The 12622-nt window shown below is 39.2% G+C and carries 13 protein-coding genes; 4 read left to right on the top strand and 9 right to left on the bottom strand.

The genetic code is table 11. The features are described 5' to 3' along the window. Positions 1 to 122 precede the first annotated feature (122 nt). Both pth and ACFIKD_RS01690 read right to left on the bottom strand, forming a co-directional pair. Positions 123 to 704, bottom strand: coding sequence for an aminoacyl-tRNA hydrolase (gene pth / locus ACFIKD_RS01695; protein WP_375647049.1), 582 nt, complete (start codon positions 702 to 704; stop codon positions 123 to 125). A 76-nt stretch (positions 705 to 780) separates the two neighbouring features. After that, on the bottom strand, positions 781 to 1410 hold the full coding sequence (locus ACFIKD_RS01690; protein WP_375647048.1) for a 50S ribosomal protein L25/general stress protein Ctc: 630 nt from the start codon (positions 1408 to 1410) through the stop codon (positions 781 to 783). Positions 1411 to 1702: 292 nt separating this feature from the next. Here ACFIKD_RS01690 and ACFIKD_RS01685 point away from each other — a divergent pair, with 292 nt between their 5' ends. Continuing rightward, positions 1703 to 3202, top strand: coding sequence for a helicase HerA domain-containing protein (locus ACFIKD_RS01685; RefSeq protein ID WP_375647047.1), 1500 nt, complete (start codon positions 1703 to 1705; stop codon positions 3200 to 3202). Here the strand turns inward: ACFIKD_RS01685 and ACFIKD_RS01680 are convergent. From ACFIKD_RS01680 to lgt, 4 genes are all read right to left on the bottom strand, one after another. After that, positions 3199 to 4131: a ribose-phosphate pyrophosphokinase gene (locus ACFIKD_RS01680; protein ID WP_375635718.1), complete on the bottom strand. Its 933-nt coding sequence runs from the start codon at positions 4129 to 4131 to the stop codon at positions 3199 to 3201. The genes ACFIKD_RS01685 and ACFIKD_RS01680 overlap by 4 nt on opposite strands. A 489-nt stretch (positions 4132 to 4620) precedes the next feature. After that, a complete protein-coding gene (gene pgeF / locus ACFIKD_RS01675; protein WP_375635717.1) occupies positions 4621 to 5412 on the bottom strand; it encodes a peptidoglycan editing factor PgeF in 792 nt (263 codons plus the stop codon). Positions 5413 to 5514: 102 nt separating this feature from the next. After that, a complete protein-coding gene (locus tag ACFIKD_RS01670; RefSeq protein ID WP_375635716.1) occupies positions 5515 to 6594 on the bottom strand; it encodes a class I SAM-dependent methyltransferase in 1080 nt (359 codons plus the stop codon). Beyond that, positions 6569 to 7447, bottom strand: coding sequence for a prolipoprotein diacylglyceryl transferase (lgt, locus tag ACFIKD_RS01665; RefSeq protein ID WP_375628150.1), 879 nt, complete (start codon positions 7445 to 7447; stop codon positions 6569 to 6571). Before lgt ends, ACFIKD_RS01670 begins: the two co-directional genes overlap by 26 nt. A 305-nt stretch (positions 7448 to 7752) precedes the next feature. Here lgt and ACFIKD_RS01660 point away from each other — a divergent pair, with 305 nt between their 5' ends. Both ACFIKD_RS01660 and ACFIKD_RS01655 read left to right on the top strand, forming a co-directional pair. Beyond that, positions 7753 to 8022 (top strand): accessory factor UbiK family protein, encoded by a 270-nt coding sequence (locus ACFIKD_RS01660; protein ID WP_012754892.1) that lies wholly within the window; start codon positions 7753 to 7755, stop codon positions 8020 to 8022. A gap of 382 nt (positions 8023 to 8404) precedes the next feature. Then, positions 8405 to 8905 carry a YbjN domain-containing protein gene (locus tag ACFIKD_RS01655; RefSeq protein ID WP_012754893.1) on the top strand — a complete coding sequence of 167 codons (501 nt, stop codon included), beginning with the start codon at positions 8405 to 8407 and terminating at the stop codon, positions 8903 to 8905. Positions 8906 to 8950: 45 nt separating this feature from the next. Here ACFIKD_RS01655 and ACFIKD_RS01650 read toward each other — a convergent pair whose 3' ends face one another. Both ACFIKD_RS01650 and ACFIKD_RS01645 read right to left on the bottom strand, forming a co-directional pair. After that, positions 8951 to 10291: an ATP-binding protein gene (locus ACFIKD_RS01650; protein WP_375635715.1), complete on the bottom strand. Its 1341-nt coding sequence runs from the start codon at positions 10289 to 10291 to the stop codon at positions 8951 to 8953. Between the two features lie 8 nt (positions 10292 to 10299). Then, on the bottom strand, positions 10300 to 11004 hold the full coding sequence (locus ACFIKD_RS01645) for a response regulator (RefSeq protein ID WP_375647045.1): 705 nt from the start codon (positions 11002 to 11004) through the stop codon (positions 10300 to 10302). 144 nt (positions 11005 to 11148) lie between these two features. Between ACFIKD_RS01645 and ACFIKD_RS01640 the strand changes: the two genes are divergently transcribed. Beyond that, positions 11149 to 11799, top strand: a complete 651-nt coding sequence (locus tag ACFIKD_RS01640) for an MBL fold metallo-hydrolase (protein ID WP_375635713.1) — start codon at positions 11149 to 11151, stop codon at positions 11797 to 11799. A gap of 65 nt (positions 11800 to 11864) precedes the next feature. On the opposite strand, the gene ACFIKD_RS01635 is transcribed toward ACFIKD_RS01640, so the two are convergent. Beyond that, positions 11865 to 12622: BA14K family protein (locus ACFIKD_RS01635; RefSeq protein ID WP_375647044.1), on the bottom strand; the 758-nt coding region annotated here is incomplete at its 5' end.

Below are 12622 nucleotides of genomic sequence, written 5' to 3'. Positions count from 1 at the left end.
TATTCTTATTTTATTTTCTAGCTTCTCAGGTTGCCAACAGATTTTGCCTTTGAGAAAGTGTATAAGAGACATTTTTTTCAAGAGTTCTTATCCATATGCTTCACGCGACTGTGACACGCAAGTCAATGGTTTTGATTGTTTTTTATCGTTTGTGAAATTTCATTCATAAAGAGGGATTTGTCATCTTTTATAAGGAGAGCGATATTTTTTGCAATTGTCTCTAAGAGAGGGGATAACCACTCTTGATCAGATTTGGTAAAATTTCCCAGAACATGCTGATGAACAAGTTCTTTGCTTCCAGGATGACCAATTCCTATGCGTATACGACAATAGTCAGTGCCACAATGGGCATCAATAGACTTAATACCATTATGCCCATTATTTCCTCCACCAATTTTTATACGAACTTTTCCCGGTGACAGGTCTAACTCATCATAAATGATGATCAAATTCTTCAGATCTACTTTATAAAATCGCAAAGCTTCACCGATAGCTTGACCAGAGAGATTCATGAAAGTTTGGGGTTTGATAAGAAAAATTTTCTCATTATTTATGAAACCATTAGAGATTTCTGCTTGAAACTTCTTCGACCATGGAGAAAAAGAGAAGGACTGATAAATGGCATCAACAGTCATAAAACCGATATTATGGCGGTTATTTTGATATTGTAAACCAGGATTGCCAAGACCAGCGATAAGCCACATGTGTATCTTCAGTCAAAGTATGAGTAAGGGTAATGTCTCATAAATTAAGGCGGAAAAAATTCCCGCCTTTTGAGTTTTATGAAGTTTGCGTGTCTTCTTCTTCATCTTCTTGTTCAGAAGTTTCATCACTGACATCCATGCCAGCAGGAGCTGCAATGGTTGCAATGGTAAAATCTCGATCTTGGATGATGGGAGTCACATCTTTTGGCAGTTGCACTGCTGAAATGTGAATAGAGTCACCAATAGAGTAGCTGGAGAGATCAATTTCAATAGCTTCAGGAATAGCACTTGCTGGAGCCGTACATTCAATTTCGTGCCGAACAATATTGAGGACACCACCCTTTTTAAGTCCAGGTGCTGTATCTTCATTGAGGAAGTGGACAGGAATATTCACTTCTACAACGGATTTTGCTGAAATGCGTAAGAAATCTACATGGAGGGGAAAGTCACGCACGGGATCTAATTGATAATCTTTTGGCAAAACCATAATTTTTTGCTTGTCAAGAATAATCGTTGCAATGGTGGTACGAAAGCCACCGGCATGAATTTTGTAGAAAATTTCTTTATAGGGAACTGTTATTGCCAAGGGAGGTTGTTTTTCACCATAAATGACAGCAGGAATAAGACCGTTGCGGCGAAGTTCACGGGAGGACCCCTTACCAACCCGCTCGCGTTTTTCGGCCTTAAGAGTGTAGCTTTTGCTCATAATTTAAGTCCTTTTTACATGATTGGAGATCCTTCAAAAACAGTAATAGTTTTTGCATGGATATGAAGATATGCGCTAACTAACAGCGATCGCTCCATTCTGCGTTGCCTCCAAGGGTGTCTACACAGAAGTTTGTTCTATAATTCAAACTATTCATAGATGCAAGAGTTGTGGGAAAAATCGATGATTTCTACCCTTAAAAAGGAGGAAATGTTACAAATTACGGCGTGGATGGAGAATCAGCCAATATGCGCTGGCACTGATATGTTCAAAATCAAACACTGGAGATGTTATGAAGGTTGAGATTGCCTTGGGTGAGATGTCAGAGAGTCGTGCTTTGCATAAATCGATGCCAGCACTTCTTGATCTGGAAGAGTTATTGGCGACACGTCTTCTTGTACAAGGTAATTCCGGTTCAGGGAAATCACATCTTTTACGCCGTCTTTTGGAGCAAAGTGCTAAGTGGGTTCAGCATTGTGTAATTGATCCAGAAGGCGATTTTGTAACTTTGGCAGATAAATTTGGTCATGTTATTGTAGAGGCTCAACGTAGTGAATTAGAATTGACTCGTATTGCCCATCGCATTCGACAACATCGGGTTTCAGTGGTATTTAATCTTGAAGGTTTGGATACTGAACAACAGATGCGTGCTGTAGGGGCTTTCCTTGGAGCACTGTTTGATGTGGAACGTGATTATTGGTATCCTATGCTTGTCGTTGTCGATGAAGCACAATTGTTTGCTCCAACTGCGGCAGGAGAAGTTTCTGATGAAGCACGTAAGATTTCTCTTAGTGCTATGACCAATCTTATGTGTCGAGGGCGTAAACGTGGTCTTGCTGGTGTTATTGCGACACAACGATTGGCTAAGTTGGCCAAAAATGTTGCTGCTGAAGCTTCAAACTTTTTAATAGGGCGGACTTTTTTAGATATTGATATGGTACGCGCTGCTGATCTTTTAGGAATGGAGCGCCGCCAAGCGGAAATGTTTAGAGATCTTGAGCGGGGGAATTTTATAGCTTTAGGCCCCGCTTTATCACGACGTCCTTTACCAATCATTATCGGTTCTGTTGAAACTTTGGCACGCTCTTCTAGCCCTAAATTAATGCCACTTCCAACAGAGCGGGATGATGTGCAAGAGCTCGTTTTTACTGCTTCACCAGAGGAAATTTTAAAGCCATTTAAACAAACACGAGAGCCGATGAGGGAAAAATCAATGCACGAGATGTTAGAGGAGGTAGTGCATAAAAAACAAGAGTTGTTGGAAGAAACCCCGAGTTTATTTCCTGAACTTTCTGATGTTGAGCGTGACGGCCAAGCAGAACATATTATTCGGGAAATTCTTGAGGATTCTGAGGCTTTTTATCGTTCAACAGCGGTGCTTTATCAAGATTTTTCAGTTCGTTGTCGTATCCATGGTATGTCAAAGGTTCCTTTTAATCTTTCACAGTTTCGGCGTAAATTGGCTATTGCTCAGGCTTTTGTTGATGAACAAACGGCTGTCAGTGAACATTGGAAACATATTTTGCAGATATCAGAAAGTTTAGAAGAAGATGTCCAAGGAGTCTTCTTGAATGTAGCACAGGCTGCATTAGGGGGAAAGCCATGTCCATCCGATGCATTTTTAGCACGTCTTTATGGGACTCATTCTTTAGGTCGTGCACGCCGACTTTTAACCTACTTTGAAGAGCGTGGTCTTATTGTTATTCATACGCATTTTAGTGGCCAACGTATTGTTGCATTTCCTGATCTTGGTGTTGAAACAGCACCAGGAGACCCCAAGGAACCTCTTTAACCAAATAAGCTGGAAACCGATTGTTCTGCTGCTGTCCTTGCAATTGCTTCCCCAATAAGGTCGGCAATGGGCAAAACACGAATATTATGGGCTTTCTCAATAGTTTGTGTTGGCATAATTGAATCTGTAATAACCAATTCTTTCATCTCTGAATTGGTAATTCGTTCGATTGCATTACCAGAAAGAACACCGTGCGTGATATAAGCCGTGACACTATTGGCACCATGTTTAAGCAGGGCACTTGCTGCATTGCATAAAGTTCCACCTGAATCAACAATATCATCAAGCAAAAGGCAATCTTTTCCCGATACATCTCCAATGATATTCATAACCTCTGATTCACCGGGACGTTCACGACGTTTATCTACAATAGCAAGCAAACTGTTCAAACGCTTGGCGAGCGAGCGTGCGCGTACAACACCACCCACATCAGGTGAAACAACAATAACATTTTCAAGAGAATAATGTACTTTGACATCGCGAGAAATAACAGGAACAGCATAGAGATTATCCGTAGGGATATCAAAAAAACCTTGAATTTGTCCTGCATGAAGGTCCAATGTTAAAACACGATGGGCCCCTGCTTCAGTAATCAGGTTGGCAACAAGTTTTGCGGAAATGGGAGTACGCGGACCAGGTTTACGGTCTTGGCGGGCATAGCCAAAATAAGGGATAACAGCTGTGATGCGACGTGCCGAAGAACGACGAAGCGCATCAATCATGATGAGTAATTCCATCAAGTGATCATTGGCTGGATAGGATGTAGATTGCAAAACAAACACGTCCTGTCCACGCACATTTTCATGCAATTCTACGAAAATCTCTTGATCAGCGAAACGTTTTACGGTGGCTTTGCCTAAGGGGATGTTCAAATAATTTGCAACATCTTCAGCTAGGCGTGGATTAGAATTTCCGCAGAAAAGTTTCATAGTAGAACCTCTGAATCATCATGGTGGGAATGCGACACGGTTTTAATTTCTTTTTATTAAATTGCAAGAGAACAATTACAAAAGTACAAAAGCCTTACAATTTTATCGATTATTGTTAAAGAGCTATGCGGTATGTTTTTTCTTTTTCCAAAAGTTTGTTTCTTTTAGAGCAAAGTTTTTTCTCCATGCGGCAAATAAATACATATTGATTAAGCTTTTTGGTTATTACGTCATAAAAAATGCTTTCAATATGGGGAATGTTTCATATTTAAGATGAATGAAGGGGAGTAAATAAAAAGGAGTATCATCTTGCCTTCAATCATTATAACCAAACATTGAAGATGATTCAGAGAAAAAGCTATCATATTTTATGGGCTGGTAAATGATTTTGTAAAAAAAGCAAAGCAAAATACAATGGGATTTATTTTTACATTTGAGTAAAAAGTTTAGTTTTGCAGTTTTGGTATTGTTTTAAAGCATAAAAGAGGATCATTTTTTATTTTTTAGCATAATAGCAGAAATTTGCCGTCCGTAATCAGGTTCGCTGCGGTGGATTGCACGGCGATAGGAGAAAAAACGCTTTTCATCTTTGTAGGTACAAAGCTCCACACAAGAAGCATTAACGCCTGCTTTGATGAGTTGATTCATAATGAATGCCCACAGATTAAAGTAAAAGTGATTTATTTTGTCTGTTTTTATAAAATATTTTTGGTATTTGCAGTGGCAATCAATAAATTGGTCGTAAAATTCACTTGTTACTTCGTAGTGACAAGGACCAATACAAGGTCCAAGGACTGCTGTTATTGATTGTCTTTTGGCACCTTGTTTTTCCATAACAGCAATTGTTTTCTCGATAATTCCATTTAAGCTTCCGCGCCAGCCAGCATGAGTTGCAGCGATGACACCTGCTTGTGGATCAGCAAACAGAATGGGTCCACAATCTGCTGTAAGAATGCCGATTACGAGTTCTTGTGTGGTGGTAACGAGAGCATCGGCTCTAGGAGGGGAGCCGATAAAAGCTTTATCAACGACAATGACTTCACAAGAGTGTATTTGATTGACAGTGACTAAATTTTGTATCTCAACATCAAAATAATGAGCGACCAAAGTGCGGTTTTGTGTAATATGTTCAGGGTGATCATTTGAGCTTTGTCCAACATTAAGGCTTTGGTAAAGGCTTTTTGAAACACCACCTTGACGAGTAAAAAAACCATGTTCTATCCCATGGGTGTGTAAAGTAGAAAGATTTTTTGCAAGAATGGGATGAGGAATAGATTTCATAAAAGTTCCTTATGGAGATTATTTGAAGTGAGGGTGGAGATGTTCATATTTATCAATGAATATTTCAGATAATGATGTGCTTATTGACAAAAGCGCCGATCATCAAAATTGGGGAGGTATGGAGATGTTTTTATCACTGAAATGTAAAACTTTAAATAATTTTCCCATTTGATCTTGACCAGCGAGCCGTTCGATGTCTTGGCGGATTTTGTCTTGCAAAGGAGCACTTTTGCCAACTCCAAGCTGTTTTGCGCGCTCCAGTAGCCCCATTTTTAAAAGAAAATCTCCTTGCTCGAAGATTTCAGCAAAACAACCTTGTTCAAGGGCTATGTTTTTTAAAAAAGAAAAACCAACATGGGATGTTAAATCATGTTCACCAGGGGCATCAAAAATATCACGAAATCTATGTTTTGACAGTGCTTGCAAGGTATCGCCAAATGCAAGATCAGCAGCACCATAATCAATGAGCAAAGCAGAACCTGTCACTTGCACTAAATGGTGGCTGATTTGTTGCATGAATTGATGCCGTAAGGGGGCATATTCAAAAATTGTTCCGTCAGGCACTTTAGAACAATAGGTTTGTAGATAAGAAGAGGGAAGTTTATGCGGGGCAGCAATAAAGATGAGATCTCCATCTTGATTGACTGTAATGCAGCGCTCTTTCCATTCTCCATTGACTTTAATATATTGGTTGATAGGGAGTGTATCGAGAAATTCATTAGCTATGAGGAAGAGAGGTTTTGAAGGAATTTGATTAAAATTTTCAATGCTATGGATTTGTTTTTGATAAGGGCAAAGGCGCTTTTTTTGTTCTTTTGCAAGCTTTTTACTTATTTCAAGGAGAAAAACTTCAGCAGATTCAAATGCTGTCGTGGATAATTTTTGAATGGTACGCAAAACATCATCCATGAGAGTTCCACGTCCTGGACCTATTTCAGCGAGGATAAAAGGGCGAGGAGAACCATGAGCGTTCCAGCTTGCGAGAGCCCAAATCCCGATCATTTCTCCAAATAATTGGCTTATTTCAGGTGCTGTAATGAAATCACCGGTACGTCCAAAAGGTGTTTGTGTTTGATAATAACCAAATTGAGGATCGGTAAGTGCCAACGTCATATATTGGCTAACAGTGATTGGTCCATTAAGGGCAATAATTTCTTTAATTTTTTCTTTTAGATTGGCCATTTTCTGTCGATTTATATTTAAAGGCATGGAGAAGAAGATAAAACCCTAAAAGAAGCATGGGAAGAGATAAAGCCATGCCATAGGTAAAACCAGTAGAATGGAAAAGAGTCGAAAACCATTCTGGATCTTCTTGAGGCGCACGGTAAACTTCAGAAATGCTGCGCGCTACTGCGTAGCCTATAATAAATGTTCCTGCAACAGCTCCAGGGCGCTTTAATGCTTTGAAGGCAAAAATGATAAGGCATAAGATGATGAAGAGAAGAAATCCTTCCATGAAAGCTTCGTAAAGTTGGCTTGGATGGCGCGGTAGATAGTGAGGATCGAGAGGAAAACAAACAGCCCAAGGACGTGTAGTAATATTGCCCCATAACTCTTGGTTAATGAAGTTGCAAATTCGTACAATGCCGATACCGATAGGAGCACCTGCAGCAATGATATCAAACATGGCTCGTATGTTAATATGATTTTTACGGGCAAACCAGATCATAGCAATGATAATACCAATAAGTCCGCCATGAAAGGACATTCCCCCATCCCATACGGCAATGATAGCACTTGGATGGTTAAAATAGTAAATGGGATCCCATACAAGAACTTGTCCTAAACGCCCTCCGACAACAACACTTATGGCAGACCAGACAACAAAATCTCCGATCTTTTCTTTATCCATAGGAGGGTGGTCTCTATACCATAGAGATGTTTTTTTTAATAATTTTTGCGCATACCACCAAGCAAAAAGAATACCCACCACGTAACCAAGTCCATACCAATGAAGTGCTATGGGACCTAGCTGGATAATGACAGGATCAAGAAAAGACGGAAAAGCAATGGCTGGACAAGACAGATTATTCATGAATTAAGCATCTTACATTATACGAGATGAATATGAAGTGACTCTAATGGTCAGAAATGACAGATGAATGCGCAATGGTCAAGTCAGTAGGGAGGCTAGTCAGAAAGGGGGATAGATTTCCACTGGTTTATCGCGGTAAAAAAATATGGTGATAAAAGAAATATTAAAAAATCTTAAAAAGATCGTCATGAAAAATCTGCACAGTATGTAAAATATAGGGTAAAAGGAACAAATTACAGTATCTAAATGTTATGAGAATACGCTATAATGCGTGCGTCAATAATTAAAATTTAAGGAAAAATGTTATGCGTAATGGATCAAATCGTATTCTTGATGAATTAGCAAAATTAGCAACAGATGCTGCTGACGTCGCGCAAGGTATACGACGTGAAGCTGGAACAGCTTTTCGTGTGCAGGCTGAAAAGATAGCAAACAAACTTGATCTTGTTTCTCGCGAAGAGTTTGAGACTTTTAAGGAGATGGTGCTGAAAATCCATGCTGATAATGCTGATTTGAAAAGGCGCCTTGATGATTTAAAAAAAGATGATTTAAAAAACGCAGACACAAAAAAGTAAGATAGTTTCTTAAAAAAAAGAATCTTCAAAAAAATATCCCCAATTTTTCAATATGATGCGTGAAACTAAAAAATGCTTAATCTTGAGTCTGTTAGAGTGGAGCATTTGTTTATTTTTGATTTTTTTTTGGGTAAAATACATTTTTTTGAATCAGGGGGGCTGGCGCTATGAAATTGTATCAATACACTGAAAAGACTTGATGATTCGTTTTATGACTATCAGGTTGCCCTAAACAGCGCGATTGTGTTCTGGGTGTTTGTGTACTGTCGATGTTTTTATGTGTATTTGTTTGGTGTAAAGGTTCTGATTGTAGCAAAATATTGTTACAGTTTAGGCGGTTTATATTCTGTTGACAATGTTTTTAAGATGATTGAGGATTGTGATGAGGCTTGCATTTTGCGCCACAGAGAGAAAAGAGCACCCTGTTGACTTTATCGAACAGATTGCCTGTGAATATGATTGGTCGTTTGAGCGGGATGCGCAAGATGAAATTAGCGTTTGTGTGGAAGGAAAGCGCGCAAATTATCGTCTTGCTTTTTCATGGATGGAAGAGCATGAAGCACTTCATTTGGCTTGTTCGTTTGATCTCTCTATTAAAAATGCTCGAACAGCTGAAATACAGCGCTTATTGCTAGCAATTAATGAAAAGTTGTTGTTGGGACATTTTGATTACTGGCAAAGGAATAATTCAGTTATTTATCGGCAAGGTCTTCTTTTGGCTGGTGGGATGCATCCATCTCATATACAGGTTGAAACATTGTTGATACATGCACTTAAAGTCTGTGAAAGCCATTATGTTGCATTTCAGATGGTTGCTTTGTCGGGAGAAAGTGCTTACAAGGCACTGCAGTACACTTTGTTTGAAACTGTAGGGAATGCCTAAAATACACAGTCTGTTATTTTTACAGATGGTTTGCTGAAATATTGCTCATAGGGGGATATCAAGAATAGCGCGTAATCCCCCAAGTGGGCTTTCATCTAATTGTATATTGCCACCATGGCTGCGTGCTATGTCTTGAGCAATAGAAAGACCAAGTCCTGTTCCACTTGCATCTTGATTTCGTGCTTTATCAAGTCGAAAGAATGGCTTAAAAACTTCTGTACGCATATTTTCATGAATTCCAGGTCCATTATCATCGATTATCAATATAAAAGATTCTTGTTGAGAGTTAGCTGTTAGTTTAACGGTTGTGCCGTAACAAAATGCATTTGATACAAGATTGCTGACCAAGCGTGTGAAAGCACGGGGACGTACTTGTATTTCTGTAGGACCTTCAATGGTGTAAGAAAATTGACGTTTGTGAAGATGAGCATCGGCGGAGAATTTTTGCATAAGAGCATTTAAATCAAAAGTCTTGACACTTTCACTTCCTTCACCACGAGCAAAAGCAAGATAATCTTCTAATATATTTTGCATGTCACTTACATCTTGCTCAAGCGGTTTAGTATCAAAGTCAGTATTTACTAATGCTAGCTGAAGTTTAAAGCGTGTAAGAATGGTTCTTAAATCATGGCTTACTCCTGAGAGCATCATGGTGCGTTGTTCGATTTGGCGTTCAATACGTTCTCGCATACGTAAAAAAGCAATGCCAGCACGACGGACTTCATCAGCTCCTTGTGGTTGAAATCCTTTTGGTAAAGGACGACCGCGTCCAAAGCTTTCTGCTGCTTCAGCCAATTGTTGAATAGGTTTAATTTGATTGCGCAAAAAGTAAATTGCTATCAGTAATAAAACAAGAGCTGTTCCTACCATCCAGCTTAAAAAAATAGCAGTATTGGAAGCGTAGGCTTGGCTGCGTGGAGCAAAGACGCGTAAGATATTGTGACCAAGGTGGATACGGATTTCAACAAGATCAGAATCTCCTACGGTATCGATCCAGAAGGGACGGTTAATTTGGCGGGTGATTTCTTCACTTAAAAAATAGTCAAGAATTGCAAAAAATGGCTTAGGTCCTGGAGGGGGTAAGGAGGTAGGAGATAGAATAGAAATGTTTAATCCCATGCGTTGTTGTGCAATACGCTTGATATCTCCATAGTTATCTTGTTGTGGATATGTTTCAAGAATATCAATAATGGCTGAAATGTCATGCACGACAGCCATTGAAAGACGCTCGGTTACCATTTGCCAATGGCGTTCCATAAAGACATAAGCAATGACTGTTTGCAGCAGTACCATTGGAGCGATAATAATGATCAAAGAGCGAGCATAAAGCCGTTTAGGCATTTTTTTCGTTAACCATCGAAGAAAAAATCTTAAAGGTTTGATCATTCTTGTGCCTATTCAATAGAGAGTTTGTACCCTATTCCTCGTACGGTTTGGAGCCATATAGGCAGTGTTGGGTTTTTTTCGATTTTACGACGAAGGCGGTTGATCTGTACATCAATGGCACGTTCACTTATATTGCTGTCATCGGCCGCGAATTTATGGCGCGGAATTGTATCGCCTGCATTTTCGGCAAAAATGACCATCATTTCTTGTTCTTTATCTGTTAATTTAATAATTTCTCCCCCTTTTTTGAGTTCGCGCCGTGAAATTGAAAATATATAAGGTCCAAAAACGATCTGCTCAATTTTTGGTTGGCTAAGGGGAAAGCCACGCCGTAAAATGGCATTGATACGAAGGAGAAGTTCACGAGGATCAAACGGCTTAGCAAGATAATCATCTGCACCCGCTTCTAAGCCATGGATACGATTGTCTATTTCTGATAAAGCTGTTAGCATGAGAATGGGAACATCTTTTGTTTGGCGGAGTGAATGAGTAAGATCAATACCGTTTTCACCAGGCATCATGACATCAACAATAAGAAGATCAAAATCTAAACTTGCCAACAGTCGTCTTGCTTCATTAGCATTGGCTGAAACTGAAACACGAAATCCATTTTTAATGAGAAATTGAAATAAAAGATTGCGAATGCGAGTATCATCATCAATCACAAGAAGGTGAGGGGCATCGTCACACAAAACTTGAACGTGATTGGTCATTCTTAAAAACCTTGATAAAAATTTAGTTTACACAAGATGCAAGTTTACATAAGTTGTATAAAGCTGTCGAGCAGACTATTTTTTGTAGAGGGAGAGGAATGCTCCTTATAAACTTAGTAAAATTTTACTTTTGAAAAGGACGTCATGGGGAATCTTAGTGCACATATTATTCCAGTTACGACATTCCAACAAAATTGCACTTTGCTTTTTGATAGTGAATGTAAAACGGGGGTTCTCGTTGATCCCGGTGGTGATTGGCCGCGGATTCAAGACGTAATCGAAAAGAATGGCGTTATCGTTGAGGCTATTTGGATAACACATGGTCATTTTGATCATGTGGGAGCAGCAATGCAAGCGAAAGAGGCGCTTAATGTAAAAATTATCGGTTCACATCGCGATGATAAGCCTGTGATGGATGCCGTGAGCGAAAGCGCAAGAAATTACGGCATCACTGATGCGTGCATCTGTATTCCTGACCAATGGTTAGAAGATGGTGAGTGCGTTCATTTTGCTGGACATGTGTTTAAGGTTTTTCACACCCCAGGACATTCTCCTGGTCATGTTATTTATTTCAATGAAAAAGAACGCTTAGCTCTCTTGGGTGATGTGCTCTTTCGTGGTTCTATTGGACGCACTGATTTCCCCTTCTGTTCTCATGAAAAATTGATGCACTCTCTTCGAGAAAAAGTTTTACCCTTAGGCGATGATGTTTGTTTTATCTGTGGGCATGGTCCTAAAAGTAGCATAGGCTATGAGCGCCAAAATAATTCTTTTCTTCAAGATTTTAATATATGAGCAAACAAAAAAACGCTTTGAAGCGTTTTTTTGTGCCATTTAAGACTTTTTTAGTAGAACAGAAGTTAATTTATTGGGGCATAACAAATGTGTTCCAAACCATTACGGTCTCGAAAAGTCCCTGTTTTAGGGTTGAAGGAACGGTATTTTTTCTTGCAATAGTTAAGCCAATCAGATTCTAATGATTGCTGGAGTGGCTCATATTCCACCGTTTGCTGCACCTGATAAACTCTTTGATTTTGCGGAACTTTTTGATAAATTACCTGATTTTGTGGTACTATTTGATAAACCACTTGTGGTTGTTCTGGTTTTTTTAAAATTGTACCAAGAATACCCACCGCTAAAGCATCTCCTGAGTTGTCTATATGAATATTACTGTGTTTTGTCTTTTTACGCTCAATGTGATGATATGTTTTGTTTTCAACATGATGATAATAATGATGATGATGATGATGATGATGATGATGTTGATGATGATGTTGATGTTGTTGTTGTTCCGTCCTATTATGTTTGGCTTTAAATCTTCTAGAGTTTTCTTCAGAAAGCTTGCGGAAATCATCAACAAACTTTTGGAAATCATCAGAATGACAGACATTTTTGCTATCAGAACAATGGGAGCTAGAAAAACGGGAACGCCAGATATCATCAATTTTCTTATCAATTTCCCTTGTCGCATCATCTCTTTCTTTACGCATCTTCCTCTTCATATCATCTATTTCTCTCGTGAGAGGGTGAGTAAAGTCCCATGCCATATCCGCAAGCGTTGCATTTAGCGGCATGAAAACGGTTGCAGTTGACATTGCTGATAATACCGCTAACCTGA

The sequence above is a fragment of the Bartonella sp. CR84HXZ genome (assembly GCF_042194535.1).
In the GTDB taxonomy this organism is placed as follows: domain Bacteria; phylum Pseudomonadota; class Alphaproteobacteria; order Rhizobiales; family Rhizobiaceae; genus Bartonella; species Bartonella grahamii.
Note: the sequence above shows the minus strand (reverse complement) of the source record. Positions and strands in the feature narration are given on the sequence as shown.

Coding starts and splice junctions, on each gene's coding strand:
- ACFIKD_RS01645 (WP_375647045.1), bottom strand. CDS start 11,004: ATGACCAATCACGTTCAAGTTTTGTGTGACGATGCCCCTCACCTTCTT.
- ACFIKD_RS01690 (WP_375647048.1), bottom strand. CDS start 1,410: ATGAGCAAAAGCTACACTCTTAAGGCCGAAAAACGCGAGCGGGTTGGT.
- ACFIKD_RS01685 (WP_375647047.1), top strand. CDS start 1,703: ATGAAGGTTGAGATTGCCTTGGGTGAGATGTCAGAGAGTCGTGCTTTG.
- ACFIKD_RS01655 (WP_012754893.1), top strand. CDS start 8,405: ATGAGGCTTGCATTTTGCGCCACAGAGAGAAAAGAGCACCCTGTTGAC.
- ACFIKD_RS01650 (WP_375635715.1), bottom strand. CDS start 10,291: ATGATCAAACCTTTAAGATTTTTTCTTCGATGGTTAACGAAAAAAATG.
- ACFIKD_RS01640 (WP_375635713.1), top strand. CDS start 11,149: ATGGGGAATCTTAGTGCACATATTATTCCAGTTACGACATTCCAACAA.
- ACFIKD_RS01680 (WP_375635718.1), bottom strand. CDS start 4,131: ATGAAACTTTTCTGCGGAAATTCTAATCCACGCCTAGCTGAAGATGTT.
- pgeF (WP_375635717.1), bottom strand. CDS start 5,412: ATGAAATCTATTCCTCATCCCATTCTTGCAAAAAATCTTTCTACTTTA.
- ACFIKD_RS01660 (WP_012754892.1), top strand. CDS start 7,753: ATGCGTAATGGATCAAATCGTATTCTTGATGAATTAGCAAAATTAGCA.
- pth (WP_375647049.1), bottom strand. CDS start 704: ATGTGGCTTATCGCTGGTCTTGGCAATCCTGGTTTACAATATCAAAAT.
- lgt (WP_375628150.1), bottom strand. CDS start 7,447: ATGAATAATCTGTCTTGTCCAGCCATTGCTTTTCCGTCTTTTCTTGAT.
- ACFIKD_RS01670 (WP_375635716.1), bottom strand. CDS start 6,594: ATGGCCAATCTAAAAGAAAAAATTAAAGAAATTATTGCCCTTAATGGA.